This window comes from Nocardioides proteolyticus (assembly GCF_051280635.3).
Lineage (GTDB): Bacteria > Actinomycetota > Actinomycetes > Propionibacteriales > Nocardioidaceae > Nocardioides.
In genome coordinates this window covers 54,176-80,190 of record NZ_JBNBPO030000014.1, presented here as the reverse complement: position 1 = coordinate 80,190, position 26,015 = coordinate 54,176, and the positions used below count along the sequence as shown (strand labels likewise).

Annotated in this window: 27 protein-coding genes; 11 read left to right on the top strand and 16 right to left on the bottom strand. The window is 74.3% G+C overall.

The annotated features are described in order from the left end of the window. Positions 1-60 precede the first annotated feature (60 nt). A complete protein-coding gene (locus ACPOLA_RS10375; RefSeq protein WP_435770348.1) occupies positions 61-873 on the top strand; it encodes an enoyl-CoA hydratase-related protein in 813 nt (270 codons plus the stop codon). Position 874: 1 nt separating this feature from the next. Here the strand turns inward: ACPOLA_RS10375 and ACPOLA_RS10370 are convergent, their stop codons facing one another. Further along, positions 875-2,818 carry an oxidoreductase gene (locus ACPOLA_RS10370; protein ID WP_435770347.1) on the bottom strand — a complete coding sequence of 648 codons (1,944 nt, stop codon included), beginning with the start codon at positions 2,816-2,818 and terminating at the stop codon, positions 875-877. A 46-nt stretch (positions 2,819-2,864) separates the two neighbouring features. Here ACPOLA_RS10370 and ACPOLA_RS10365 point away from each other — a divergent pair, with 46 nt between their 5' ends. Next, positions 2,865-3,746, top strand: a complete 882-nt coding sequence (locus ACPOLA_RS10365; RefSeq protein ID WP_435770346.1) for a TIGR03619 family F420-dependent LLM class oxidoreductase — start codon at positions 2,865-2,867, stop codon at positions 3,744-3,746. 9 nt (positions 3,747-3,755) lie between these two features. Here the strand turns inward: ACPOLA_RS10365 and ACPOLA_RS10360 are convergent, their stop codons facing one another. Beyond that, positions 3,756-4,373 carry a TetR/AcrR family transcriptional regulator gene (locus ACPOLA_RS10360; RefSeq protein WP_435770345.1) on the bottom strand — a complete coding sequence of 206 codons (618 nt, stop codon included), beginning with the start codon at positions 4,371-4,373 and terminating at the stop codon, positions 3,756-3,758. 139 nt (positions 4,374-4,512) lie between these two features. Between ACPOLA_RS10360 and ACPOLA_RS10355 the strand changes: the two genes are divergently transcribed. After that, complete coding sequence (locus ACPOLA_RS10355; RefSeq protein ID WP_435770344.1) at positions 4,513-6,738, top strand: HelD family protein; 2,226 nt, start codon at positions 4,513-4,515, stop codon at positions 6,736-6,738. A 30-nt stretch (positions 6,739-6,768) separates the two neighbouring features. Here the strand turns inward: ACPOLA_RS10355 and ACPOLA_RS10350 are convergent, their stop codons facing one another. From ACPOLA_RS10350 to ACPOLA_RS10310, 9 genes are all read right to left on the bottom strand, one after another. Then, entirely contained in the window at positions 6,769-7,101 is a 333-nt protein-coding gene (locus ACPOLA_RS10350; RefSeq protein WP_435770343.1) for a hypothetical protein, read from the bottom strand. Then, positions 7,098-7,451 carry a DUF2185 domain-containing protein gene (locus tag ACPOLA_RS10345; RefSeq protein ID WP_435770342.1) on the bottom strand — a complete coding sequence of 118 codons (354 nt, stop codon included), beginning with the start codon at positions 7,449-7,451 and terminating at the stop codon, positions 7,098-7,100. Before ACPOLA_RS10345 ends, ACPOLA_RS10350 begins: the two co-directional genes overlap by 4 nt. A 9-nt stretch (positions 7,452-7,460) precedes the next feature. Continuing rightward, positions 7,461-8,051 carry an ankyrin repeat domain-containing protein gene (locus tag ACPOLA_RS10340; protein ID WP_435770341.1) on the bottom strand — a complete coding sequence of 197 codons (591 nt, stop codon included), beginning with the start codon at positions 8,049-8,051 and terminating at the stop codon, positions 7,461-7,463. Positions 8,052-8,091: 40 nt separating this feature from the next. Beyond that, positions 8,092-9,480: an HNH/ENDO VII family nuclease gene (locus tag ACPOLA_RS10335; RefSeq protein ID WP_435770340.1), complete on the bottom strand. Its 1,389-nt coding sequence runs from the start codon at positions 9,478-9,480 to the stop codon at positions 8,092-8,094. Continuing rightward, positions 9,477-9,782: a WXG100 family type VII secretion target gene (locus tag ACPOLA_RS10330; RefSeq protein ID WP_435770339.1), complete on the bottom strand. Its 306-nt coding sequence runs from the start codon at positions 9,780-9,782 to the stop codon at positions 9,477-9,479. Before ACPOLA_RS10330 ends, ACPOLA_RS10335 begins: the two co-directional genes overlap by 4 nt. After that, complete coding sequence (locus tag ACPOLA_RS10325) at positions 9,775-10,104, bottom strand: WXG100 family type VII secretion target (RefSeq protein WP_435770338.1); 330 nt, start codon at positions 10,102-10,104, stop codon at positions 9,775-9,777. The genes ACPOLA_RS10330 and ACPOLA_RS10325 overlap by 8 nt, the downstream gene beginning before the upstream one ends. Positions 10,105-10,166: 62 nt before the next feature. After that, positions 10,167-11,120 (bottom strand): carbohydrate kinase family protein, encoded by a 954-nt coding sequence (locus ACPOLA_RS10320; protein ID WP_435770337.1) that lies wholly within the window; start codon positions 11,118-11,120, stop codon positions 10,167-10,169. Beyond that, positions 11,117-11,803 carry a class II aldolase/adducin family protein gene (locus ACPOLA_RS10315; protein ID WP_435770336.1) on the bottom strand — a complete coding sequence of 229 codons (687 nt, stop codon included), beginning with the start codon at positions 11,801-11,803 and terminating at the stop codon, positions 11,117-11,119. The genes ACPOLA_RS10320 and ACPOLA_RS10315 overlap by 4 nt, the downstream gene beginning before the upstream one ends. Then, on the bottom strand, positions 11,800-12,441 hold the full coding sequence (locus ACPOLA_RS10310; RefSeq protein ID WP_435770335.1) for a TetR/AcrR family transcriptional regulator: 642 nt from the start codon (positions 12,439-12,441) through the stop codon (positions 11,800-11,802). The genes ACPOLA_RS10315 and ACPOLA_RS10310 overlap by 4 nt, the downstream gene beginning before the upstream one ends. A 78-nt stretch (positions 12,442-12,519) precedes the next feature. Between ACPOLA_RS10310 and ACPOLA_RS10305 the strand changes: the two genes are divergently transcribed. Both ACPOLA_RS10305 and ACPOLA_RS10300 read left to right on the top strand, forming a co-directional pair. Then, a complete protein-coding gene (locus ACPOLA_RS10305; protein WP_435770334.1) occupies positions 12,520-14,034 on the top strand; it encodes a flavin monoamine oxidase family protein in 1,515 nt (504 codons plus the stop codon). Further along, on the top strand, positions 14,031-15,095 hold the full coding sequence (locus tag ACPOLA_RS10300) for an SMP-30/gluconolactonase/LRE family protein (RefSeq protein ID WP_435770333.1): 1,065 nt from the start codon (positions 14,031-14,033) through the stop codon (positions 15,093-15,095). Before ACPOLA_RS10305 ends, ACPOLA_RS10300 begins: the two co-directional genes overlap by 4 nt. On the opposite strand, the gene ACPOLA_RS10295 is transcribed toward ACPOLA_RS10300, so the two are convergent. Then, on the bottom strand, positions 15,067-16,305 hold the full coding sequence (locus ACPOLA_RS10295; RefSeq protein ID WP_435770332.1) for an MFS transporter: 1,239 nt from the start codon (positions 16,303-16,305) through the stop codon (positions 15,067-15,069). The genes ACPOLA_RS10300 and ACPOLA_RS10295 overlap by 29 nt on opposite strands. Before the next feature lie 43 nt (positions 16,306-16,348). On the opposite strand from ACPOLA_RS10295, the gene ACPOLA_RS10290 reads away from it, so the two are divergent. From ACPOLA_RS10290 to ACPOLA_RS10265, 6 genes are all read left to right on the top strand, one after another. Next, positions 16,349-16,681, top strand: a complete 333-nt coding sequence (locus tag ACPOLA_RS10290) for a hypothetical protein (RefSeq protein WP_435770331.1) — start codon at positions 16,349-16,351, stop codon at positions 16,679-16,681. Between the two features lie 9 nt (positions 16,682-16,690). After that, positions 16,691-18,613, top strand: coding sequence for an anthranilate synthase family protein (locus ACPOLA_RS10285; RefSeq protein ID WP_435770330.1), 1,923 nt, complete (start codon positions 16,691-16,693; stop codon positions 18,611-18,613). A 7-nt stretch (positions 18,614-18,620) separates the two neighbouring features. Continuing rightward, positions 18,621-19,199, top strand: coding sequence for an anthranilate synthase component II (locus ACPOLA_RS10280; protein WP_435770329.1), 579 nt, complete (start codon positions 18,621-18,623; stop codon positions 19,197-19,199). Beyond that, on the top strand, positions 19,196-20,503 hold the full coding sequence (locus ACPOLA_RS10275) for an anthranilate synthase component I family protein (protein WP_435770328.1): 1,308 nt from the start codon (positions 19,196-19,198) through the stop codon (positions 20,501-20,503). The genes ACPOLA_RS10280 and ACPOLA_RS10275 overlap by 4 nt, the downstream gene beginning before the upstream one ends. 67 nt (positions 20,504-20,570) lie before the next feature. Then, positions 20,571-21,383, top strand: a complete 813-nt coding sequence (locus tag ACPOLA_RS10270) for a hypothetical protein (protein ID WP_435770327.1) — start codon at positions 20,571-20,573, stop codon at positions 21,381-21,383. A 115-nt stretch (positions 21,384-21,498) separates the two neighbouring features. Beyond that, entirely contained in the window at positions 21,499-22,203 is a 705-nt protein-coding gene (locus ACPOLA_RS10265) for a hypothetical protein (protein ID WP_435770326.1), read from the top strand. Positions 22,204-22,271: 68 nt separating this feature from the next. Here ACPOLA_RS10265 and ACPOLA_RS10260 read toward each other — a convergent pair whose 3' ends face one another. The 4 genes from ACPOLA_RS10260 to ACPOLA_RS10245 all read right to left on the bottom strand — a co-directional run bounded on the left by ACPOLA_RS10260 (position 22,272) and on the right by ACPOLA_RS10245 (position 26,001). Next, on the bottom strand, positions 22,272-22,865 hold the full coding sequence (locus tag ACPOLA_RS10260) for a hypothetical protein (RefSeq protein ID WP_435770325.1): 594 nt from the start codon (positions 22,863-22,865) through the stop codon (positions 22,272-22,274). A 94-nt stretch (positions 22,866-22,959) separates the two neighbouring features. After that, on the bottom strand, positions 22,960-24,375 hold the full coding sequence (locus ACPOLA_RS10255) for a sensor histidine kinase (RefSeq protein WP_435770324.1): 1,416 nt from the start codon (positions 24,373-24,375) through the stop codon (positions 22,960-22,962). Continuing rightward, entirely contained in the window at positions 24,372-25,082 is a 711-nt protein-coding gene (locus ACPOLA_RS10250) for a response regulator transcription factor (RefSeq protein ID WP_435770323.1), read from the bottom strand. Before ACPOLA_RS10250 ends, ACPOLA_RS10255 begins: the two co-directional genes overlap by 4 nt. 52 nt (positions 25,083-25,134) lie before the next feature. Then, positions 25,135-26,001 carry a fructosamine kinase family protein gene (locus tag ACPOLA_RS10245; protein WP_435770322.1) on the bottom strand — a complete coding sequence of 289 codons (867 nt, stop codon included), beginning with the start codon at positions 25,999-26,001 and terminating at the stop codon, positions 25,135-25,137. Positions 26,002-26,015: the final 14 nt, after the last annotated feature.

Below are 26,015 nucleotides of genomic sequence, written 5' to 3'. Positions count from 1 at the left end.
TGGTTCGTCGCGGGCGGACGTCCGGATGGGTCGCGGTCGGCGTGCGGCAGGATGACGCGCATGCCCGAGAGCCCCGAGAGCCCCGAGAGCCCTGAGAGCACCGAGAGCCCCGAGAGCACCGCACCGGCCGAGCTGGTCCACCTCGACGTCGACGGCGCGGTCGCCACGATCACCCTCGACTCCCCGCACAACCGCAACGCCCTCTCCCGGCAGCTGGTCACCGAGCTGATCGGTCGCCTCGCCGACGTGGACGGCCGCGACGACGTCCTCGTGGTCGTGCTGAGGTCCTCGGGCCGGGTGTTCTGCTCCGGTGCCGACCTCTCCGAGGCCGCGACCGTCCCGATGCACGAGGGCGCGCGGGCGATCGTCGCGCTGCAGCGGCAGATCCTGACCCTGGCCAAGCCGGTGGTGACGGTCGTCGAGGGAGCCGCGCGCGCCGGTGGGATCGGCATCGTGGCGGCCTCCGACGTCGCCGTGGTCGCCGAGGACGCGACCTTCGCGCTGACCGAGGTCAAGCTCGGCCTGACGCCGGCGGTGATCTCGCTGACCGTGCTGCCGCGGATGACCTCGCGGGCGGCGGCGCTGACCGCGCTCGGCGGGGAGGTCTTCACCGGCGCCGAGGCGGCGTCGTACGGGCTGGTGACGCGGGCGGTGCCGGCAGACCGGCTCGACGCGGCCGTCGAGGAGGTCGTCGGACAGCTCGCCACCGGGGCGGCGCAGGGCCTGCGGGAGACCAAGCGGCTGGTCAATGCCGACCTCGTGGATGGCATCGACGCGCGGGGCGAGGAGCTCGTCGAGCTCAGCGCCCGGCTCTTCGGCAGCGACGCGGCCCGCGAGGCGATGACCGCGTTCCTGAGCCGCAAGAAGGGCTGACTCAGAGCCCGGCGGCGACCTCCGCCGCCTGCCGGGTGGCCCCTCGGATCAGGGCCAGCCCGCTCGCGTCCCCGATCGCGTGTACGGCGGCCTCCGGCAGCCGCGCGGCGAGCGACGCGTGCAGCGCGAGGTCCGCGACGACGTCGCCGGCGACCACCACCGCGTCGGCCGGCAGCTCGCGCGGGCGGCGGGCGTTCGCCGGGACGTGCACCACGCCGGCGGGCGTGATCCGCTCGACCGTGGTGCCGACGTGCACGGTGACACCGAGGCGGTCGAGCCGGTCCATGTGCTCGGTGCGCCGCTTGAGCCCGAACTCCGGGGCGATCTCCGGTGCGTCGGTGAGGACGCTGACGAGGCGGCCCTGCCGGGCGAGCAGCTCGGCCAGCTCGACGGCGGCGAGCCGGGAGCCGAGCACCGCCACCCGCCGTCCGTCCGGCACGACGGCCGGGTCGAGCGCCCGCACCACGTGCGGCAGGTGGTCGCCCTCGATCGCGGCAGCGACCGCCCGGCCGCCGGTGGCGACCACGACCGCGTCAGGACGCAGCGAGGCGACCAGGTCGGTCGTCGCCGTGACGCCGAGCCGCACCTCGACCGGCGCACGCTCCAGCTCCGCGCAGATCCAGCGCAGGTAGGAGCCGTTCTCGGGGTGCACGGTGCTCGCGTCGACCAGTGCGCCGCCCAGCCGGTCGGACCGCTCGAGCAGCACCACGTCGTGGCCCCGCCCCGCCGCGAGCCGGGCGGCCTCCATCCCGGCGGGTCCTCCGCCCACCACGACCACCCGGCGGCGGACCTCGGTCGGACCGATCACGAGCTCGGTCTCGTGGCCGGTGAACGGGTTCACCGCACACTCGGTGGCCAGCTTCTCCTCGAGGGTGTCGATGCAGTTCTCGCACGAGATGCACAGCCGGACCCGCTCGGGCTCACCGGCGGCCAGCTTCGCCGGCAGCAGGGGGTCGGCCAGCAGCGGCCGGCCCATCGCCACGAAGTCCGCCCGCCCGTCGGCCAGCACCTGCTCCGCGAGCGCCGGGTGGTGCAGCCGCCCGACCGCGATCACCGGCACGTCCACCACCTCCCGCACCGCGGCGGCGGCACCCACGTTGAGGCCGTCGCCGGCGTCGGCGGCGTTCACCATCCCGGTCACCAGCCGGTCGATGACGCCGCCGCTGACGTGGAAGGCGTCGACCCCGGCCTCGACCAGCAGCGGCGCGATGGTCGCGGTGTCGTGGATCGGCCGGCCGGCGGCGACCCGCTCGTACCCGGAGATCCGCAGGGTCACGGGGAAGTCGGCACCGACCTCGGCCCGGATCGCCGCCAGCGCCTCGAGCACCACCCGGATCCGGCCCTCGACGGAGGTGCCGCGGTAGCGGTCGCCCCGCCGGTTGCGCTGCGGGGCCAGGAAGGAGCCGAGGAACATGTAGCCGTGTGCGGCGTGCAGCTCCAGGCCGTCGTACCCCGCCTCGCGGACGCGGGCGGCGGCGGCCCGGAACTGGTCGAGGATCGCGGCCACCTGCTCCTTGGTGGCCTCGGCACTGGGCCGTCCGGTCAGGTAGGACGGGATGACCGACGGGCCGAGCGAGGTGACCCCGTGCAGCTCGGGGCCGAGGCCGTCGGGGCCGGCGTGCACGAGCTGCGGCTGGATCCGGGCGCCCGCGGCGTGCACCGCCTCGACCAGTCGCCGGTGCGCCGGCACCGCGTCGTCGGTGCCGATCTGCAGGCCGCCGGGCGTCTCGGGGTGCAGCGGGTCGATGCCGGTGGCCCCGACGGTGACCAGGCCGACCCCGCCCGCGGCGCGGGTGGCGAAGTGGGCGACGGTGCGGTCCGAGGGCAGGCCCTCGGGCGTGCCGTACATCGTCTCCATCGGGGACATGACGATCCGGTTGCGCAGCTCCATGGCGCCGATCCGCCCGGGGGCCAGCAGGTGCGGGAACGCGGAGGTGGTGGGCACCGTGGCACAGTAGAACGCGTTCTACCTTTCCGCCTAGGGTGGCGGCGTGGACTTCGCCATGGTCACCGCCTACCAGCCGATCGACGACCTGGTGCCGCTGGCGCGCGCGGCGGAGGCGGCCGGCTTCCGCGCGTTCAGCCTCGCCGACCACGTCGTGGACCTGGAGACGATCCGCACGCCGTACCCCTACACCGCCACCGGCGAGCGGCGGTGGCAGACCGACGTCGACTGGCCCGACCCGTGGGTGACCGTGGGTGCGCTGGCGCAGGTGACCACCCGGCTGGAGTTCTTCACCTCCATCTACGTGGCGGCGATGCGCAACCCGTTCGTGGTGGCCAAGGCGGTGGGTACCGCCGCCGCGCTGTCCGGCGGGCGGGTCGCCCTGGGCGTCGGCGTCGGCTGGTGCCGTGAGGAGTTCGAGCTGCTGGAGCAGGACTTCACCACGCGCGGGCGCCGTACCGACGAGGCGCTGGATCTGATGAAGGAGCTGTGGCGGCCCGGGTGGACCGAGTTCGCCGGCGAGTTCTACTCCTGCGAGCGCCTGGTGATGCGGCCCGAGCCGCCCGGGCCGATCCCGGTGTGGGTGGGCGGCCTCTCCGACGTGGCGTTCCGGCGCGCCGCCCGGCACGACGGGTGGGTGGGCGACATGGCGACCGTCGACGACGCCGTGGCCATCGCCGCACGCCTGCGGGCGTGCCGCGCGGAGGCGGGGCGCGACCCGGATGAGCCGTTCGAGGTGCTGCCCGCGCTGACCGACGCGGTGGCGCCCGAGGACTTCGCCCGCGCCGCGCGTGGCGGCGTCACCATGTGCATGACGATGCCGTGGATGTACTACTGCGGCCAGCAGGCGCCGCTGGAGCAGAAGCTGGAGGGCATCGCCCGCTTCGGCGAGGACGTGATCGGGCCGGTGCGGCAGCTGCTGGCCTGACCGGCCCGCTCAGCCCTGGAGGTACGACGTCAGGGCGGCCACCAGCGTGCGGTGGGCCCGCTCCACGTCGACCGTCGTGCCGAACCGCTGGTCGGCCTGCAGGCCGCGCAGCGCGCTGGGCACCACGGCGGCCACGTCGAGCGCCCGCTCGCGGTCGAACTCCAGCCCCTCGAGGAAGTGCAGGAACGCCTGCTCCCACAGTCGGTCGAGCTCGGCGAGCGCGGCGGCCGTCCGCGGATGCGTCTCGGCGAGCACGTCGAGCGGTCGCGGCAGGCCCGCGCGCAGGTTCTCCACCGCGGTCCCCACCGGGGAGTCGAGCATGCGGCGGTAGAGCTCGGTCACCTGCTCCACCCGCGAGGTGACGTCGTCGCTGACCGGCTCGGCCCAGTGGTCCGGACCCGCCGCGATGATGGCCTCGATCACCGAGGCCCAGAAGCCGTCGGAGTCGCCGAACTGGTTCTGCACCGAGCCCCAGCTCAGGCCCGCCTCCTTGGCGACCAGGTTGACCGAGACGGTGTCGGGCCGGCCGGTGGAGAGCAGTCGGAGCGCCGTGGTGAGCAGGTGCTCGCGGGCGGCCAGACCGCGGCGGTTGGGCCTGCGGCCCGATGGCGAGGGCGTCGTGTCCACCGGGACCTCCTCATGTCCGTGGGGTGCGCCGGATCTCGCCATTCAACCAGCCTTTGCCTGAGGGCGACCTGTAGAGTTGGGTGCTTGCCGCTCACCGGGTGGGAGCGGACTTTGATGTGGGACGGGCAGGGACACGTCGGTGGCAGATGAGCTGGTGGAGCGCGAGGTCGCAGCAGAGCAGGCCTTCGTCGATCGGGTCTACCGGCAGCTGGAGGAGGCGGGAAGAGCCGCCCAGCAGCTGGCGAAGGAGGGCCACTCCCGCGGTCGGCTCGGTCACGAGGGTGGCCTCGTCGAGCGGGACGCGATGGTCTTCCAGGCGGCGAAGCGGATCGCCCAGCTCGACGCCGCCCACGAGGGGCTGGTCTTCGGGCGCCTCGACCTCCGCGAGCAGGTGGACGCCGAGCCGCGCTACGTCGGCCGGATCGGGCTGCGCGACGACAACCGCGACTCCCTGCTGATCGACTGGCGGGCACCGGCGGCGGCGGTGTTCTACCAGGCGACGGCCGCCGAGCCGCAGGGCGTGATCCGGCGCCGGGTCCTGCGCAGCACCGGCCGCAGGGTCGCCGGCGTCGAGGACGAGCTGCTCGACTCCGAGGGGCTCGCCGAGGCGGAGGCCAGCGGCCGGGAGCTGCCGATCGTGGGCGAGGGCGCCCTGATGGCGCAGCTCTCTCGCGCACGCGACCGGTCGATGCACTCGATCGTGGCCACCATCCAGGCCGAGCAGGACAAGGCGATCCGCGCGCCCTCGCGGGGCGTGGTGTCGATCTCCGGCGGGCCGGGCACCGGCAAGACCGTGGTCGCGCTGCACCGCGCCGCCTACCTGCTCTACACCGACCGGCAGCGCTACGAGCGCGGCGGCGTGCTCGTCGTCGGCCCGTCCGGCGTCTTCATGCGCTACATCGAACGGGTGCTGCCCTCGCTGGGTGAGACCGCGGTCGCGCTGCGCTCGCTCGGCGAGGTCGTCGACGACGTGCGGGCGACCCGGCACGACGAGCCGGCGGTCGCCGACATCAAGGGCTCCGCGCGGATGGCGGAGGTGATGCGTCGTACGGCCCGCCAGCAGGCGCCCGGCAGTCCGCGGGAGTACCGCGTGTTCTGGCGCGACGACCGCCTGGTCCTCGACCGGGGCAGGCTCGGTCAGCTCCGCCGCCAGCTGATGTCGCAGGGGCTGCGCAACAAGCAGCTGCCGCGGGTGTCCAACGCCCTGCTCGACGTGCTCTGGCGGCAGGTCCGCGGTGAGCGCGGCCGGGAGCAGGGCCGCGAGAGGTTCAACGATGAGCTGCTGTCCCGGCAGGACTTCCTCGACTTCGCCCTCGCGTGGTGGCCGCCGCTGGACGCGCCGACCGTGCTCGGCTGGCTGCGCGACGCCGACTTCCTGGCCCGGGTCGCGGAGGGGATCCTGACACCGGAGGAGCAGCGGCTGCTGCTCAAGTCGTGGGCCGGCTACGACCCGTCCCGGCCGGTCAGCGGCCAGATCTCGATCGAGGACGTGCCGCTCCTCGACGAGCTGCGCTACGCGCTGGGCGACGTGCCGCAGAAGACCGACGACGAGCGGGACGACCCGCTGGCCCTGATCGAGGGCGCGGTCGACATCCAGGAGCTGATGACCGCCTCCGACCGCGAGTACGCCCCGTCGGGACGCGCCTGGACGCCGCCCACGAGCAGCATCGAGGACGACGGCTACGCCCACGTGCTCGTCGACGAGGCGCAGGACCTCACGCCCATGCAGTGGCGGATGGTCGGCCGTCGCGGGCGCACGGCGTCGTGGACCATCGTCGGCGACCCCGCGCAGTCGTCGTGGCCGGCGCCGGCCGAGGCCGCCGCGTCCCGGGCCGAGGCGCTCGCCGGCAAGCCGGTGCACGAGTTCCACCTCTCCACCAACTACCGCAACTCCGCGGAGATCTACTCCTACGCCGCCGCCTACGCCGAGCGGGTCGGGCTCGACGCCGACCTGCCCGACGCCGTACGACGCACCGGGGCGGAGCCGCGCGAGGTCCGGCTCGCGCAGGGGGACGAGCTGGAGGCCGCCACCCGCAGGGCCGTGGTGGAGATCGCCGCCGAGGTCGGCGGGACCGTCGGCGTCGTGGTCCCGGTCGCCCGCCGCTCGGAGGTCAACGCCTGGCTGGCGTCCTGGCCCGAGCTCGCCGCCGACGCCCCCGGCGCCCGCGCCGCCGTCGACTCCTCGGTCGCCCCCTCCGGCGACGACCGGGTCGTCGTCCTCACCGGACTGGACACCAAGGGCCTGGAGTTCGACGGCATCGTCGTCGTACGCCCCGAGGAGATCGAGGCCGAGTCCGCCACCGGCCGCGCCACCCTCTACGTCGTGCTCACCCGCGCCACCCAGCTCCTCACCACGATCAGCTGACCCCCGATCCGACGGGTCGGGACCTCCGACTCAGGAAGGGGGCTGGGGGGCGTCGAGCTCGGCGGTGATGGCGGCCTCGGCGCGGCGGCCCTGCTCGAGGAGGTCGGCGCGCTGCTCGGGGTCGAGGCGCTCCCACTCCTCGGCGAAGCGGCGCATCCCGTCGTGGGCGAGGGTCGCGAACTCGGGGTCGCCGGCCAGGGTGCGCATGTCGAGCCGGCCGGCCAGCACCTCGGCGACCTGCTCGCCGAGCGGGTGGCCGGCGTACTGCTGCGCGATCACCTCCAGCGAGCGGCGCAGCGCGGCGCCGCCGGCACGGTCGCCGGCGAACTCCTCGATCGAGTCGGGCTCGGGCACGGCGGTCACTCCCGGAAGGGCGGCGGGACGTAGAAGCTCTCCGGCGGCACGACCCGGCCGGAGGCGGTCTCGACCACCTGGAGCCCGTCGCCGTCGTCGACGATCTGCAGGTCGGAGCCGACCGGGAAGTCCCAGATGCCGATCAGCGCCGGCTCGATCTCGCACACGGTGTTGAAGTCGACGATCTGGAAGTTGCTGCTGTCGGCGAGGTAGTCGCTGGTGTCGAGGTGGCTGAAGATCCGCCAGCCGTTGTCGGCGGCGGCCTTCGACTCCTCGCGCACCATCCACTTCACGCGCCCGGCCCGGCTCAGCACGTTCTTGGTGGTGACGCAGGCGCCCGCCTTCGGGATGAACTCCATGCTTACCCCTCAGGCGCTCTCGTACGGCGGCACCGCGACGCCGCGGTCGGCGAGCAGCTGCTCGAGCCGGGCCACCAGCTGCGGCCGGCCGTCGCGCCAGTTGCGCACGTTGCCGAGCACGGTGCGGCCGAAGACGCTGTCCTGCAGCGGATCGAGCCGCGGGTCGGTGAGCAGCACGTCGTAGAACGGGGCGAGCTGGTCGTCGCTGAACTTGAACTGCGCGGCGAGCGCCTCGAGCGGGGTGCCGGTGCGCGGGTCGACCCGGTTGACGTCGGCGCCCTCGGCGAGCAGCCGCTGGAGGAGCGGCACCTCGGCCGGGAAGTCGTGCACGCCGTAGGTCAGCAGCTGGTGGAGGATGCCGAGGCCCCTGCGCTCGGCGGTCGCGTCGGCGCCGTCGTCGAGCAGCCGGGTCGCGATGCCGGTGCGGGCCGCGATGTCCTTGTTGCGCACCGACTCGAACAGCAGGTCGGTGCCGAGCTCGGGGTCGGTCGCGTCGGCGGCGCGGTAGCTCGCGAGGAACTCGTCGAGGGTGCCGCGGGCCGCCAGCCTGCGCAGCTCCTGACCCTCCTCGACGGAGCGGGACTTGCGGAAGAGACCCATGGTGGGACGCTACTCCTTCGCTCGTGGCGGTCGGCCGGGGCTAGCGCCCGGCCTCGTCGATGTGCGACTGGTTGCGGGTGGGATGTTGCACCGTGTAGTTGTCCGGGTCGCGGTAGCGCTCGAGGAACTCCTCCTTGCTGATCTTGTGGTTGAGGTAGTCGTCGAGCAGGTCGCGGTACTCCGAGCCGGGGTTGTGCCCCATGTCCCACACGCCCTTGCGGGGGTCGCCGGGCGTCCACTCGACCTTGACCCGGTTGCCGTTCTCGTCCAGCACCCACACGTCGCCGTTGGCGTCCTTGGCGTTGTCCCACACGTCCTCGATCTGGTCGGGGCCGTAGTCGGGGCGGCTGTTGGCGTACGGCAGCCGGTTGCCGGCGTCGTCGTAGCCGTAGGACCCGGGCTCGCCCTTCTTCGGCAGCTTGCCGTTGACCCGCTGCGGACGCTGGGGGACGGCGTCGACCTTGCGGGCCCGGGCGAACCGCTCGAGCTTCACGCGCAGGGACCGGACCTTGGCCCCGGCGGCGGTGAGCTTGGCGACGGCGCCGGCCTTGGCCGCCGCCTTGAGCGCCTGCAGGGCCCGGATGATCTTGCGCGCCGCGGCGGTGATCCGCCACCCGGCGATCGCGCCGCCGGCCAGGGCGCTGCCGCCGAAGGTGACGAAGCTCAGCACGCCGCTCGCGACCGCGGTGATCCCGGCCTCGATGGCGAGGTCCCTCAGGATGCCCTTGATCACCTCCCGCTGGTTCTCCACCTCGTCGGCGTAGGCGGTGCAGGCGGCGCCGGTGTCGACGAACGCCTGGGCGACGTCGCCGACGGAGCTGCGCAGCACCTGCAGGGCGGAGACGGCCATCGGGATCTCGGGGGACTCGACGCCCTCGAGCTGGTTCATCGCGGTCTCGCACTTGTCCTGCAGACCGAGGATCCAAGAGCCGCGGTTGGTCCAGGCCGTGGCGGCCTCGCGCAGCCTGGCGACGTCGGCGTTGGGCCAGGCGAAGCCCTCGAGGTGGTCCTGGATGTGGTTCCAGAACTCCGGGAGGTCCTCGTTGTCCCCGCCCTCGGACGTCGGCGGGGTGTAGGCGCCGACCTCGACCGGGCCCTCCGGCAGCGGGTCGTCCCCGTCGTAGACCGGCCCCTCCCAGACGGAGTCGCGGTTGGCGCGACGGTGGTTGGAGCCGGAGGCGTGGAGGAGGACCGACATGTTGCCGGCCGCGGCGACCAGGTCGCGGAGCCCGCCCATCGCCTCGGTGGCGCAGGCGTCGTACTCGGCGGCGAACTCGGTGGAGGTGGCGTCGTCACCCGCCATCCCGCCGTAACCGGACAGCACGTCGGCGAACGCGTCGTACCACTGCGCGGCGCTGTGGTTGGCGGCGACGAGCTGGGCGGCGGCGTCGTCGTAGGCGCGGGCGCGGACCCGGAGCCGGACGTTCACGACAGCTCCTGCCACATCGCGACGTTGGCGCGTACGGCGCCGGTGTAGTTGCCGTGCGCGATCCGGTTGGCCGTGATCAGGTCGTCGAGGGCGTCGTTCATCTCGCTCATGCCCTGCTCCCACTCGGCCTGTGCCACCGCCTGGGCGTCCGCGGAGAGGCCCTCCCACGTCGCCTGCAGCGTGCGCATCTGCTGGCGCAGGTCGTCGAGGAGCCGGCCCAGCGTGCGGCGGCTGGTCTTGAGCTCGGCGATGATCTGGTCGAGCTCGGCGGGGTCGACGGTGAACTCGTCCTCGTCAGTCATCGCCGCTCAGCCTGTCGATGATCCGCGCGGAGATGGCGTCGAGCTGGCGCTGGCTCTCGCCGTCCTGGGCGCGCATGTCGCGGTGGAAGGCGTCGAGGAGCTCAGCGGTGGCGACCAGGCCCTCCTCCATGTCGAGGGCGCCGTCGAGCCAGTCGTTCCAGGCCGGCACGAACGACGCCGCGGCGACGCCGGTCCAGCCGTCGCCGAGGAAGCCGTTGACCCGGTCGTTGATGCTGGTCCGCGTCGTGCGCAGCTCCGACGCGGCGGCGCGCACGTCGGCCTTGGCCTTGTCGAGCGCCTCGTGCACGAGGTCGATGCCCATGGGGAGACTCCGAGATCCGGTGGCGGGGGGACGAACGCCCGCCTACCCACCTCGGCACCCGGTCAATCACGCGGGAGCGGATCGGCCTGCTCGAGGAACTCCTGCACGCTGGCCAGGGTGTAGCTGCCGGCGTCGGTGCCGAGCCCGCCGGCGACCTGGGCCGCCGTCGCGCACCCGAGCCGGGCCGCGTCGACCGGCGGCCGGCCGAGCGAGAGCCCGCGCAGGAAGCCGGCGGAGAAGGCGTCGCCGCAGCCGGTGGTGTCGACCACCTCCACGGCGTACGCAGGCACCTCGGTGACGCCGTCGGCGGTCGCGACCAGGGCACCACGCCGGCCCTGGGTGACCGCGACGCAGCCGGCGCCGCGGGCGACCAGGGCCCGGGCGCCGTCGGCCAGCGACGACGCCCCGGTGAAGCCGAGGACCTGCTCGTCGTTGGGCAGCAGGAAGTCGGTGTGCGGCAGCGCCGCCTCGATCCAGGCCAGCAGGTCGGGGTCGCCGGGAGCGAGCACGTCCACCGACGTGGTGACGCCCGCGGCGCGGGCGCGGCCGAGGAGCTCGGCCGCGGCCTCGCCGCCGAGGAACTCGGGGCCGCCGAGATGGAGGTGGGTGACGCCGTCGAGCGCGTCGGGGGCGAGGTCGGCCAGCGTGAAGGCGCCGTTGGCGCCGATGCAGTGCCACGCCGGCCGGTCGCCGTTCGGCCGCACCGGCAGCACCGACGCGGAGGTCTGGGCGTCCGGCTTGCGCACCAGCCCGGTGGTGTCGACGCCCTCCCGCTGCAGCAGCGCCACGAGGGTGTCGCCGATCGGGTCCGCCCCGATGGCGCCCAGGCTGCGCACGCTCGCGCCGAGCCGAGCGAGCACCACGGCGGTGCCGCCGGCGGTCCCGGCCGGCGACATCCGGATCGTCTCCACCACCTGCCCGGCCGAGCCGTCCGGGATCGACTCGACGCCGACGACGTGGGTGTCGAGCACGTGGACGCCGACGGCGGCGACGGTCGGCTGCGAGGGGTCGGTCATGCGGGGTCCTCCGGAGGGATCGGGCGGGTCGAGCCGTAGCCGCGCTCCAGCGCGGCGCGCACCACGTCGGCCTGCTGCTCGGCGGTCAGCACGCGGGGGGTGCCGAGGGCGCTGGCGCGGTGGTGGAGCTGGCACAGCCACTCCAGGAGCAGCGCGTTGTCGACGGCCTGGTCGAGGGAGCCGCCGAGCGCCACCGAGCCGTGGTTGGCCAGCAGGGCGGCGCTCCGGCCGTCGAGGGCGGCGCGGACGTGGCCGGCCAGCTCGGCCGTCCCGAAGGTCGCGTACGGCGCTACCCGGACCTCCCCGCCCAGCGCCAGCTGCTGGTAGTGCAGCACCGGCAGCGTGTCGAGCACGCAGGCGAGGGCCGTGGCGTACGGCGCGTGCGTGTGCACCACCGCGCCGGCCGGCCCGTCGGCGTACACCCCGAGGTGGAGGGACAGCTCGGACGTCGGCGCGAGGTCGCCCTCGACGACGCGGCCGGCGAGGTCGACGACCGTCACCTCCTGTGCGGAGCACGAGCCGAGGGCGACGCCGGTGGCGGTGACGGCGACCAGGTCACCGGCGCGCGCCGACACGTTGCCGGCCGTGCCGATCAGCAGGCCGGCGTCGGCGAGCCGGCGGGCGGCGCTGGCCACGTCGGAGCGGAGGCGCTCCCGGAGCTCCGCGCCGGAGTGGGGGATCACGCGGCGATCCGCCGGAGGTAGCCGCTGACCAGCTCGATCGCCTGCTCGACCACGAAGGCGTCGCCGCGCGGGTCCCGCTCGAACGCCAGCTGGAAGGCGCGGTCGCCGACCTCGACGGCCAGCTCGGCGACCGCGGTCAGCTCCTCGCGGGTGAACCGCCGCCCGTCGACCAGGCCGGTCTCGAGCCCGAAGGCGAGGAGGTTGTCGGCGATCCGCCGGTTGTGGTGGCGCCCGTAGTCGTAGACCGCCTGGTTGGTGCGCCCGCGCATCCAGATCCGCATGAAGGCCGGACGGCGGTGGTAGACGGTGACGAAGGCGCGCATCGCGGTCTCGACCATCCGCTCGATGCTGAGCTCGCCCAGCTCCTGCACGGCGGCCAGGTCGCCGGCCACCTGCTCGTCCATCTCGGCCATGTCGCGCTCGCAGATCGCGAGCAGCACGGCCTCCTTGTCGGAGAAGTACTGGTAGAGCGAGGCCACCGGCAGGCCGGCCGCCTCGGCGATCGAGCGGGTGCTGAGGCCGTCGACGCCCTCGGCGAGCACGATCTGCGAGGCCGCGTCGAGGATCCGCTCGACCCGCTCGCGGGAGCGGGCCTGGGTCGGCACCCGGCGCCGGCTCGAGACGCTGGCGGTGGACATGGCGGGAGTGTAGCCTCAGAACCCGAACCTGACACACATTCATGTTTCGCCCCGTGGCGAGACGGCCGAGGAGGATCCATGGCGACCCGACGACCGACCCTCGACCTGGGCCGCCGCGGACTCCTCGCCGGCGGCGCGCTGGCCGGCGGGGCGGCCGCCCTCGGGCTGCTGGCCACCGACGTCCTCGAGCAGCAGGTGCACGCGGCGACGCTCCAGGGACCGCTGCCCCGACGGGTCGACGTGGTCGTCGTCGGGGGCGGGATCTCCGGGCTCGTGGCGGCCCGCGAGGTGGCGCGGGCCGGCCACTCGGTGCTCGTGGTCGAGGCCCGGGACCGGGTGGGCGGCCGGGTGCTCAACCACGAGCTCGCGACCGGCGGCACCATCGAGGCGGGCGGCGCGTTCGTCGGGCCGACGCAGGGTCACATCAAGGGGTTGGCCGCCGACCTCGGCGTCGCCACCTTCGACGAGTACGTCACCGGCAAGAACGTCTACGTCTCCTCGCTGCTGGGCCGGCAGGAGTACACCGGCACCGTCCCGCCCGACCCGACGATCCTGCTCGACGCGGCCGTGGCGCTGCGGCGGCTCAACGGCTTCGCCGCCGACATGCCGGTCGACGCCCCCTGGGCCCACCCGCGCGCGGCCGAGTGGGACGCGATCACGCTGGGCGACTGGGTGCGGCGCAACACGCTCAACAGCCGCGGCATCGACAACCTGATGAAGTCGTGGACCCAGCCGACCTTCGGTGCCGACCCCGACCAGCTGTCCATGCTCTTCGTGATCCACTACCTCGCCTGCTCCGGCGACGAGACCCACGTCGGGACCTTCGAGCGCAACTCCGACACCGTCGGCGGGGCGCAGGAGAGCCGCTTCGTCGGCGGCTCGCAGCGGATCCCGCTGACGCTGGCCCGCCGGCTGGGCGACCGGGTGGCGCTGTCGGCGGCGGTCACCAGGATCGAGCACGTCGACGGGCGGGTGCGGGTGCACACCACCCGCGGGCGGGTGTCGTGCCGCCGGGTCGTCGTCGCCGCGCCGCCCAAGCAGGTGCTCGACATCGACTGGGCGCCCGGGCTCCCGACCGGACGGCGCACCCTGCTGGAGCGGATGCAGATGGGCCGGCTGATGAAGTGCGACGCGGTCTACGACACGCCGTTCTGGCGTGCCGACGGGCTGACCGGCTTCGGCGTCTCCGACTCCGGCGCCGTCCGGGTCGCCTTCGACAACGGGGTCACCGACACCGACCACGGCATCCTGCTGGCCTTCGTCGGCGGGTCGACCTGGCGCCGCTACGGCACCCTCTCCCGTGACGAGCGGCGCAAGGCCGTCCTCGCCGGGTTCGCGACGATGTTCGGCGACCGGGCGCTCCGGCCGATCGAGTACACCGAGCAGGACTGGACCCACGAGCAGTGGACCCGCGGCGGACCGGTCGCGATCTGCCCGCCCGGCGTGCTGGCCGGCCACGGGCGCCACATCCGCCGGCCCTTCGGCCGGGTGCACTGGGCCGGCACCGAGACCTCGACGTACTGGACCGGCTACATGGACGGCGCGGTGCGCGCGGGCGAGCGGGCCGCCACCGAGGTGGTGGAGCGGCTGTGAGCCGCGCCGCCCTGCGTCGTACGACGCTGCTGGGGGTCGTCGCGGCGCTGCTGGCCACGGTCGGGCTGCTCCCGGCCGCCGCGGCCGAGCGACCGGTCTGGCACACCCGGGTCTTCGCGAACGTGCCGAAGCCGGGCTTCCCGGCCTACGTGCACGTGCACCCCAACGGGCGGGTCTACGCCGCGACCTACACCAACCCGACCGGCGACGCGATGCGCTCGCGGGTCTTCGAGTGGACGGCGTCCGGGACCCTGCTCCGCTCGTGGACCGTGCCCGGCCAGGACCTCGCCGCGCCGCGGGGCGTGCAGGTGGCGACCTCCGACGCCCGCGGCCGGCTGGTGCTGCTGGAGAAGTCCCGCGGACGGGTGCTGACCCTGGACGTCACGACCGGGCGCTTCCGGGTGCAGGCGACCATCCCCGACCTCCCCGGTGGCGGGCACCCGATCCCCAACTACGCGACGTGGGGGCCGGACGGCGGCCTCTACGTCAGCGACTACGGCCAGGACGTGATCTGGCGGATCCCGGCCGCCGGCGGCACGCCGCGGGCGTGGTTTCGCTCGCTCGCGCTCGCCGGCCTGCAGTTCGGCACCACCGGCCTGGTCTACGAGCCGGACCGCCGCGCGTTCCTGATCAGCCAGCAGACCACGACCGACCCGCTCGACCTGCTCCGCGGCCACCTCTACCGGCTGCCGGTGCGCGCGGACGGCAGCCCGGGCGCGCTCCGCACGCTGTGGACGTCAGGCCCGCTGGACCTGCCCGACGGGTTCGGCATCTCCGCGGCCGGCAACATCTACGTCGCGCTGCTCGGCACCAACCAGGTCGTGAAGCTGGGGCCGGACGGCGCCGTGCGCGACCGCTTCCCGAAGGCGCCGCTGGTCGGCAGCAACGGGTCGGCGGTGCCGTTCGACAGCCCGTCCAACGCGACGTTCCTCGGCACCCGGCTGCTCGTGGCCAACCAGTCCGCCATCGTCGGCAACGCCTCGCACCACGTGATCCTCGACGTCGAGGTCGGCGAGCCGGGCGCGGCGCCGTTCATCCCGGCACGGTCTCGGCTGCGGTGACCGGCCGGCGGGTCAGCTGCCTCACCGACGGCGCCGCCAGGGCCGCCAGCGCGCTCAGTCCCATCACCGCGGCGACGACCACCAGCCACCGGTCCATCCCCACCGCCGCCGACACCGGTCCGGTGAGCACCAGCCCGATCGGGCGGCACACGAAGGATCCCGCCAGGTCGAAGGAGTAGACGCGGGCCAGCATCTCCTCGGCGACGTTCTCCTGGATCGCCAGGTCCCAGCTCACGCTGAACAGCTGCAGGCCGATCCCGTGCGCCGCCGCGCCCGCGAGCACCAGCGGCAGCGACGGGGAGAGCGCCATCGCCAGCGGGAAGGCGGCGGTGAGGGACAGCACCACCACGCCCCAGCGCAGCAGGTGGCGTGGCCGCCACCGCAGGGCGACCAGACCGCCGACGACGAAGCCGGCCATCAGCGCCGACAGCGACCAGCCCCACGCCTCCTCGCCCCACTCCTCGCCGACGAGGATCGGCCCGAGCACGCCCTGCACGCCGCTGTAGAGCAGGTGGTAGAGCAGCGCCTGCCCGATCAGCAGCCACAGCCAGGTGTGGCGGAGCACCTCGCGCGCGCCCGCCGCCAGCTCCGCGCCGATCCGCTGGCGCTCGCCCCGGACGCTGCCCTCCACCCGGATCAGGGAGAACAGCACAGCGGCCGCGCCGTACGACGCGGCGTCGACGGCGATCGCCCAGCCGGGCCCGGCCACGGCCACCACGATGCCCGCCAGCGCGAAGCCGACGGCGTACGCCGACTCGTTGGCCAGGCTGCGCAGCGCGACGGCCCGGGCCAGCTGCGCCGGGGTGACCGTCAGCCGGGTCAGCGCCGCGGAGGCCGGCCGGGAGAGGGCGCCGAGGCACCCGTTGACGACGCCGATCAGCGTGAGGAACCACAGCGAGCCGTGGCCGGTGATCAGCACGGCGGCGCAGATGCTCTGGCTGACGCACGTCGCGGCGGCCGAGCCCTGGAGCAGCAGCTGGCGGGGCAGGCGGTCGCCGAGGACGCCGCCGTACAGCGTGGTGATCACCTCGGCCGCGGCGAAGGCGGCGACGACCAGTCCGAGGTCGGTCGCGGAGCCGCCGAGCCCGAGCACCGCGAACGCGAGGGCGACGGGGGTCATCGCGGAGCCGAGCCCGCTGACGACGAGGCCGCCGACCAGGTATCGGAACGGAGGCGAGGCGAGGGGGGAGGGGGGCGCGGGCGGAGCCACGAGGGGACGGTACTTCGCCGGCGGCAGCGCCTACAGTCGCGGCATGCACGTGTTCGTGATCCCGACGCAGCGGTTCCTGTCCTGCCACGTGTGCGCGGGCCTGGTGTTCGCGCAGCGGGAGATCAAGATGACCACGACCGGGATGACCTTCTTCGACCTGGACTGGCTCAACAAGTCCGCCGACGGGGCGATCTGCGTCCGCTGCGGGTTCGTGCACACCTTCCTGGGGAGTGCGCACCAGTGGGTGCCGACCGAGCGGGTGGACCCGGCCGACCTCCCGGCCGACCCGCTCGCCGGCGGTCCCGACGGGGAGCCGCCGGCACCGGCCCGGCCGCAGGGCGAAACCGCCGGGCCACCGCCGCCGGGCCCGGCTTAGGCTTCGGCCATGGAGCAGACCACCCTCACCGCCCGGGAAGCCATCGCGGCCGTCCAGGGGCACGAGGCGTGGGCGATCATCCGGCGCTCCACCCGGGCGGGTGACCGCGACACGGTCGGCGTGCTCGGCGGCAGCCGCTGGGTGGCCGAGTCGATCCTGGACATCCCGCTCGAGACCGGCGTCCCCGAGCCGGGCCGGACGGCCGACCGGCTGGTCGCCGTACCGTTCCGGCAGGTGGCCGAGCGCGGCTTCGAGGCCCACGACGACGGCACCCCGCTCGTGGTCGTCGACGTGCAGACCGAGCACGAGTTCTCGGTCGCCGACGTGGTCGCCGCGATCGACGACACCGGCATCGAGTTCGCCGACCGCGGAGGGTTCGACACCGGCGACGACGACTACGCCAAGGTCGTCGAGGCGATCATCGAGGAGGAGATCGGCCAGGGCGAGGGCGCCAACCTCGTCGTCGGCCGCAACTACCGCGCGGCCGTCGCCGACTGGAGCGCGGAGCGGGCGCTGACGGTCTACCGCCGGCTGCTCGAGCGGGAGCGCGGCGCCTACTGGACCTACGTCTTCTTCACCGGCGACCGCTACCTGATCGGGGCCAGCCCCGAGCGCCACGTCAGCGTCCACGGCGGCGACGTACGGATGAACCCGATCTCGGGGACCTTCCACCTCCGCCCGCCGGCCGGGGAGACCCGCGGCACCGAGGCGCGGCTGCGCGAGTTCCTGCGCGACGAGAAGGAGATCTACGAGCTCTTCATGGTCGTCGACGAGGAGCTGAAGATGATGTGCGACATCTGCACCGAGGGCGGCCAGGTGCTCGGCCCGTTCCTCAAGCCGATGACGCACCTGATCCACACCGAGTACCTCCTCGCCGGCCGCACCACGCGCGACGTCCGCGAGGTGCTGCGCGACACCATGTACGCCGCCACCGTCACCGGCTCGCCGGTGGAGAACGCGTGCCGGCTGATCCGGCGGTACGAGGCGGAGGGCCGCGGCTACTACGGCGCCGCGCTGGCGCTCTTCGGCCGCGACCCCGAGGGGGAGCCGGTCGTCGACAGCCCGATCGTGATCCGCACCGCCGACGTCGACCTCGACGGCCGGCTGCGGGTCACGGCCGGTGCGACCCTGGTGCGCGACTCCGACCCGGCGTACGAGGTCGCCGAGACCCACGCCAAGGCCGGCGGCATCCTGTCGGCCTTCGGGCTGGTGCCGGCCGCGCCGGTGCCCGACGTCGCCGTGTCCGAGCTGGTCGCCGACGAGGACGTGCTGATCGCGCTCCACAGCCGCAACAGCCGGCTCTCCGGCTTCTGGCTCGCCGACCAGGCCGGCACCCCGGTCGACCCGCGGCTGATCGGCCGGTCCGCGGTGATCCTCGACGGCGAGGACGACTTCGTGAACATGCTGCGCCACATGCTCACCCGGATGGGGATGAGCAGCGCGGTCGTCCGCCACGACGACTACGTCGAGGGCTGCCTGGACGGCTACGACCTGGTCATCGTCGGCCCCGGTCCGGGCGACCCGCGCGACGACACCGATCCCAAGATGGCCAACCTGCGCGCGGCCGTCGCCGCGCTGCTCGCGGCCGAGCGACCGTTCCTCGCCGTGTGCCTGGGCCACCAGGCACTGTGCCACCAGCTCGGCATCCCGCTGGCCTACAAGGACATCGTCTTCCAGGGCACGCAGGCCGACGTCGTCGTGGGCGGCCGGCCGGAGAAGGTGGGGTTCTACAACACCTTCGTGGGGAGGCCCGGCGCGGACACGGTGCTTCCCGGTGGCGTCACCGTCGACACCGACGGCGGGACCGGCGACGTGCACGCGGTCGCCGGGCCGCACTACCGGGGCGTGCAGTTCCACGCCGAGTCGATCCTCACCGAGCGCGGGTTCGACATCGTGCACGACCTCGTGTGCTCGGTGCTGCTGCCCGCGTGACCGGCTGATGCGGGTGCCGGACGTGGTGGTCGTCGACCACCACGACTCCTACACGTGGAACCTGGTGCACCTGGTGGCCGGCGTGACCGGCACCCTGCCCACGGTGGTGCAGCACGACGCCTGCACCCCGGAGGAGGTGCTCGCCCACGAGTTCGTCGTGCTCTCGCCGGGGCCCGGCCACCCCGCGGTGGAGCGCGACTTCGCCGTCGGCCGTGAGGTTCTCCGGGACGGCAGCCGTCCGGTGCTCGGCGTGTGCCTCGGCATGCAGGGCATCGTGACCGCGTACGGCGGCGCGGTCGACCGGGTGCCGCCGGGGCACGGCGTGACGGCGACCGTCGACCACGACGGGACCGGGCTGTTCGCGGGCGTCCCGGACCGGTTCCGGGCGGTCCGCTACCACTCGCTGGCGGTGCTGGGCCTCCCCGACGTGCTGCGGGTGACCGCGGTCGACGCGGAGTCCGGCCTCACCATGGCGGTCGAGCACGCCACGCTGCCGGTGATGGGCGTGCAGTTCCACCCGGAGTCGGTGCTCACCGAGCACGGCGCGCGACTGGTGGCCAACTTCCTGAGCGGCGCCGGACGATGAGCGAGGCCGACGCGGTCGAGGCGTTCACCCGCGTCCAGTCCAGCCGCGCTCGCTGCGTGTGGCTCGACGGCGGTGGCGCGCGCAACTGGTCGCGCCGGCAGTCGATCGTCGGCTGGCTCGACGACGACGACGTCTCCCTCACCTACGACGCCGCCGCTCGCGAGGTCACCCGCCACGCCGCGGGGCGCTCCGTCGTGGTCGGGGACGACCCGTTCGTCGTACTCGAGGAGGAGCTGGCGGCCGGCTCGTCGCGGGACCAGTGGTTCGGCTACTTCGGCTACGCCGCGCGGCCCGACCTTCCCGCCGCGCCCGACCCCGACCTGCCCGACGCGGTGTGGATGCGGCCCAGCCACGTGCGGCGGTTCGAGCACGGCTCCTCGGAGGTTTCCTCGCACCTCTCGGGCATTGCAATGGCCGCGAAGTCGAGGAATCACCGGTTGACCGGTGATTCCTGCAGCCCCGCCACCCCACCCCCCGACTACGCCACCGCGTTCGCCCGCGTGCAGGAACACCTCCACGCCGGCAACTCCTACGAGGTCAACCTGACCCACCGGCTGCGGGTGCCGGCAGCCGCCGCTCCGGCCGCCACCTCGCCCGCCGACGCCTACCTCCGGCTGCGGGCGATCAACCCGGCGCCGTACGCCGGGTTCCTGCAGCACGACGTCGAGGGGGCCCGGGCGTGGCTGCTGAGCTCCTCGCCGGAGCGCTACGCGCTGGTGACGGGCGACCGGCTGCTGGAGGCGAAGCCGATCAAGGGCACCACCCCCCGCGGCAGCACGGCGGAGGAGGACGCGGCGGCGCGCGACCGCCTCGCGAGCGACCCGAAGTACCGCTCCGAGAACCTGATGATCGTCGACCTGCTGCGCAACGACCTGGCGACGGTCTGCGAGGTGGGGTCGGTCGAGGTGCCGGTGCTGATGGAGGTGGAGTCCTACGCGTCGGTGCACCAGCTGGTCTCCACCGTGCGCGGCCGGCTGCGCGACGACGTCTCCACCGTCGCGGCGCTCAAGGCGCTGTTCCCGGCCGGATCGATGACCGGCGCGCCGAAGCTGCGGACCATGGAGATCATCGGCGAGGTCGAGGCCACGCCGCGTGGCGCCTACAGCGGCGCCTTCGGCTGGGTCTCCGGGGACGGCCGGGCGGACCTCGGCGTGGTGATCCGGACCCTCACGACCGCCGGGGGCGACTGGGTCCTCGGCACCGGCGGCGGGATCACGGTCGCCAGCGACGTCGTCGAGGAGTACGACGAGACCCGCTGGAAGGCGGCCCGGGTGCTGCAGGCGGTCGATCCGAGCGCGCCCTGACCGGCGACCGGAACCAGCCACCGCTCCGGCACGTCAGGATGAGCAGACCCCCGACGCGAGGAGCGACATGCGCACACCGGCGTGGACGTGGATCCTGATGACAGCGCTGCTCCTGGTGGCCTGCGGTCAGGGCGAGCGGGGGCAGCGGGGCGCGGACGAGCCCGCCGGGGCGTCGTACGACGGACCGCTGCAGCTCTCCGAGGGCCGGCACGGCGCCGCCGGCGCGGCCGTGGACTGCCGGCACGGAGCGCGGGCCGGCGTGCTCGAGGACGCGGCCGTCTACGCCGAGGGTGCCACCAGCGACGACCCCGAGTCGGCGCTCGTCACGGCGAGGTCCGAGGGGGCCATCGACCTCCCCGAGGTCGAGCTGGCGGAGGTGGCCCGCGACCGTGACCGGGTGATGTTCGCCCACCGCCGCGACGGCCGGATCGTGGCGGCGGTCGTCGTCCACGACGGCGACGCGACCGACGGCGCCGGGGGCGACGGGTGGTACGTCGAGTCGTACGCCCGCTGCGACGTCGCCGAGCTCGGCCCGGAGGTGGCGCGCGACCTGGGCTACCAGCTGTGGACCGGCACCGCCGGGGAGCCGGCGCCGACCACGGAGGTGGTCTCCTACGCCGGTCCCGCGCACTGCGACTGGCAGTCGATGACCTTCCTCGCCCTCGGCGAGCGCAGCTACGTGCGGCGGCCGCAGCCGGGGCTCCAGGAGTGGGTGGACGGTGAGTACGTCGACTCGATGCCCCTGCCGCGGGACGCCGTACGCACCGGGTTCAGCCGCGGCAGGGACCGGCTGTGGACGTCGCCCAGCGGCGACCGTGCCTACGTCGGCCGCCCGGCGGCCGTGGAGGCCTGGCCGGCCGCCGACCTGGCCTGCGCGTGACCGGCCTGTGGCCGCGGCTGTGCTGGCTGCCCGATCGGGCCGCGGTCTGGACCGGACGGTCAAGTCTCGCCGGCGAGCCTCCCCGCGCCCGCGGCCGCGGATCTACGCTCGGCCGATGGCGGACTTCCTGACCTTCGACGTCGTCGACCGGCCGGCCCGAGGTGCCGCCCGGGCCCTGCTCCACCTCGCGCGGGCGCCGCTCCCGCCCGGATGTCGCGGCATCGTGCCCGGCACGACCGGCAACTTCACCGACACGGGGAAGGAGTTCCCCTACACGCTCCGTCGGCTCGGCGTCCTCGCCGCGTGGACCAGTGAGGACGCCGCGGACTCCGCACCGCTGCTCCGCACCCTCGCCGAGGGGGCGCGGGAGCACTGGCACGTCCGCGGCCCGCTGGGCTTCGGCACCCACGACACCCGGTGGCGCGGGTGGGAGCCGAGCCCCGAGTCCGACCGCCCGCTGCCGAAGGACCAGCCGGTGGTGGTGTTCATCAGCGGTGAGCTGCGCAGCCGGCACCTCCCGGAGTTCGTGCGGGGCAGCATCCGCGCCGCCGGACAGGCGTTCGCCGCGCCGGGATACCTCGGCGGGCTCGGGTTCTTCAGCTCGCCACGCAACACCACCTCGGTGAGCGCCTGGCGCACGGCGGCCGACTCCCGTGCCTTCGCCTACAAGCCCGGTGCGCACGCGACCGCGATGGCGGCCGACCTGGGTGGCGGGCACCACGTCAGCCAGCGGTTCCTCCGGATGCGGCCCACCCGGTCGACCGGCACGCTGAGCGGGGTGAACCCGTACGACGGCGTCGCCGCCGTGCAGCTGGCCTGACCGGCCACCGGCGACCGGTCACCGGTCACCAGCCAGCCGGCCAACCGGCGCTCGGACGTGCCGCGGCCTCACTCGGCCGAGGGGTCCGCCTTGCCGACGCCGGCGGCGTTGGCGTGGTCGGAGAGCCGGGCGAGCGTCGTACGCACCCCGGCGACGACCTGCGCCTTGGCGAACGGCGCCGGGTCGGCGACGTCGACCTGCTGGATCAGGTCGCCGTTCTGCACGAACCCGGTGACATAGAGCTGGTCCTGCTCGACCGCGACCACGATCCGGGCGGCGTCGGCGCCGTCGATCCGGGGCTCGCGCACGTCGGCGTCGGGCGACTGGCCCATGCTCTCCCAGGCGTCCTCGAGCTTGCCGGGGAAGAGGATGTAGTTGGCGGTGACCACCGGTTCGCCGCTCTCCTCCTCGGGGGCGAACCGGCAGTCGGGCTTGGTGGGCGTGCCGTTGCGCTCCTCGGCGACCGAGCCGAAGTTCTTCTCCACGAAGGCGCTGTCGAGGGCGTCGCAGGGGTTCCACCGGGCCGGCGGCTCGGTCGGGAGGTCGGGCTTGGCGCCGACGTCCTCACCCCCGCAGGCCGCGAGCACGAGGGCCGGGAGCGCGGCGAGCGCCGCGCACGTCGTACGCCGGAACGCGCCACCTCGTGCGCCGGAACCTGCCACCTCGCGCGCCGGAATCTGCCACCTCGCGCGCCGGAACCTGCCACCTCGTGCGCCGGAACCTGCCACCTCGTGCGCCGGAACCTGCCGCCTCGGGTCAGGCATGGGCGCTCTCCCGGCCGGGGAGGCGGAGCACGAGGCGGGCGCCGCCGCTGGCGTTCTCGGTGGCCTGGACGGTGCCGGAGTGGCGGTCGGCCACCTGGCGGACGATCGCCAGGCCGAGGCCGGAACCGGGCATGGTGCGGGCGTCGGGGGAGCGCCAGAACCGGTCGAACACGTGCGGCCGGTCGGGCTCCGCGATGCCTGGTCCCTGGTCGTCGACGGTCAGCACGCCGTCACTGAGTCGCACCGTCACCTGGCCTCCTTCGGGGCTCCACTTCGCAGCATTGTCGAGCAGGTTGGTCACCGCCCGCTCGAGCTCGGCGGCCTCGCCGATCACCCACCATGGTCGCGTGAAGACCTCGAAGGTCAGGCTCGGGGCCCGCCTCCGCACCCGCTGCACGGCGTGGTCCACCACCTCGCCGAGGTCGACCGGCTCCACCTGGACCGGCATCGGCTCGTCCCGGGCGAGCGCGGTGAGGTCGCCGATGAGCGTGGTCAGCTCCTCGATCTGGGCGCGCACGTCGTCGAGGAGCTCGTCGCGCGCCTTCGGCGGCAGCCCCTCGAACCCGTCGCCACGGGCGCTCATCGCGAGCAGGTCGATGTTGGTGCGCAGCGCGGTCAGCGGCGTGCGCAGCTCGTGGGAGGCGTCGGCCACCAGCTGCCGCTGGCGCAGCCGCGAGGCGTCCAGCGCGGTGAGCATGTGGTTGAACGCGGTGGCCAGCCGCGCCACCTCGTCGTCCCCCTCGACCGGGAGCGGCCGGAGGTCCTCGGTGCGGGCGATGTCCTCGACCGCGGCGGTCAGCCGGCGGACCGGCCGCAGGCCGTTGCTGGCGACCATCCACCCGGCCAGCGCGGCGGCGAGCACGCCCACCACCCCGAAGGCGACGGTCACCCAGCCGAGCCGCGACAGGGTGCGGTCCTGGTCGGCCAGCGGCTGGGCGATGATCAGCGCGATCCCCTCCTGCCGGGTCGGTACGGCGACCACCCGGTGCCGCTCACCGGCGATCACGATGGTGCGGAGGCTGTGGTCGGCGTCGCCCTGCGCCACCTCCAGCTCGGGGCGGCCGAGCTCGATCCGCGGCCCGCGGTCGAGGATCACCGGGGTGCCCTCGTGGTCGAGGAACGCGATCCGCACGTCGGCGGCGCCGAGCGCCCACGGCGGGATGCCCGCCGAGGAGGCCTCCAGCAGGGTGTTGGAGCGCGCCGCCTTGTTGGCGCGGTCGAGCAGCGAGTCGTCGAGCGCGTGCTGCATCTGCACCCGGGCGGTGATGTAGGCGCCGACCGCGACGAGGGCGACCGAGAGGCCGACCGCGATCGTGGTCAGCAGGATGACCCGGCTCGCCAGGGAGCGGCGGTAGCGCCAGCGGCCGTCGGCACCGGGGCCGATCGCCGACAGCCCCCAGCCGCTCACTCCGTCGCTCTCAGCACGTAGCCGATGCCGCGCACGGTGTGGATCAGCCGCGGCTCGCCACCGGCCTCGGTCTTGCGACGCAGGTAGCCGACGTAGACCTCGAGGGAGTTCGCGGTGGTGGGGAAGTCGTAGCCCCAGACCTCCTCGAGGATGAAGCTGCGGTCGAGCACCCGCCGCGGACGCCGCAGGAACATCTCCAGCAGCGTGAACTCGGTGCGGGTCAGCTCGATCGGACGGGAGCCGCGGGTCACCTCGCGGGTGGTGACGTTCATGGTCAGGTCGGAGAAGGTGAGCACCTCCTCGTCGGCGCCCTCCTCGGTGGGCGCGATCCGTCGGAGCAGGGCGCGCAGCCGTGCCAGCAGCTCCTCCAGCGCGAACGGCTTGGCGAGGTAGTCGTCGGCGCCCGCGTCGAGCCCCTCGACCCGGTCGCCGACCGCGTCCCGCGCGGTCAGCACGAGGACCGGCACGTCGTTGCCGGCGGCGCGCAGCGCCCGGGTCGCCTCCAGGCCGTCGAGCTTGGGCATCATCACGTCCATCACCACGACGTCGGGCGCGACCGCGCCGATGCCCGCCAGGGCCTCGGCGCCGTCGCTGGCCAGGTGCACGTCGTAGCCGTTGAACTCCAGCGACCGCCGCAGCGACTCGCGGACCGCCCGGTCGTCGTCGACGACGAGGACACGGGCTGGGCTGGCGGCACGCTGCGACACCATCCCATGATGGCTGATCGCCCTGAGCGCGCGCTGAGAGCGGCCGCCGGACTCAGCGGTAGCGCTGCGCGAGGCGGGCGGCGCGGGCGCCGTACGCACCGCCGAACAGGCAGGCGTGCACCAGCAGCGGGAAGAGCTGGTGGAAGGCCAGCCGCTCCTCCCACCCGTCCGCCAGGGGGGCGGCGTGCTGGTAGGCCTCGAGCACCTGCGGCAGCTGGGGCAGGCCGAACAGCGACAGCATGGCCAGGTCGACCTCGCGGTGACCGCCGTGGGCGGCGGGGTCGACCACCACGACGCGGTCGTCCGCGGTCCAGAGCACGTTGCCGTTCCACAGGTCGCCGTGGAGCCGTGCCGGCGGCTCCTCCGGCACCACCTCGGCGGTCCGGGCCGCGGCCGCCTCGATCGCGGCGGCGTCGTCCGCCGACAGCAGCTGCTTGTCGCGCAGCACCTTCACGTACGGCGCGATCCGGCGCTCGGCCCAGAACTCCGCCCACGTGGGCAGCGGGCGGTTGGGCAGCGGCAGCCGGCCGATGTAGCCGTCGGCGTCACCGCCGAACACCGGCGCGCCGGCGCCGTGGGTCGCGGCCAGCGCCCGACCGAAGCGGGTCGCCGCCTCGGCGCCCGGGCGGCCGGACTCGACCCACCCGAGGATCAGGCAGTCCTGGTCGAAGCCGAGGACCTCCGGCACCGCGACGCCGCCCGCCGGCTCGGCCTCGCCCAGCCAGCGCAGCCCGGCGGCCTCCCGCGCGAAGAAGTGCGGCGGCGCGCCGGTGAGCGTCTTGAGGAACGCGGTGCGACCGCTGGAGAGCCGCAGCTTCACGGCGGTGCAGACGTCACCTCCGGCGACGGGTGCGGTCGCGACCACCGCGGAGCCGAGCAGCTGCTCAGCCTTGCCGGCGACCACCGGCTGCCGTGCCACCTCGGCCCACCCCT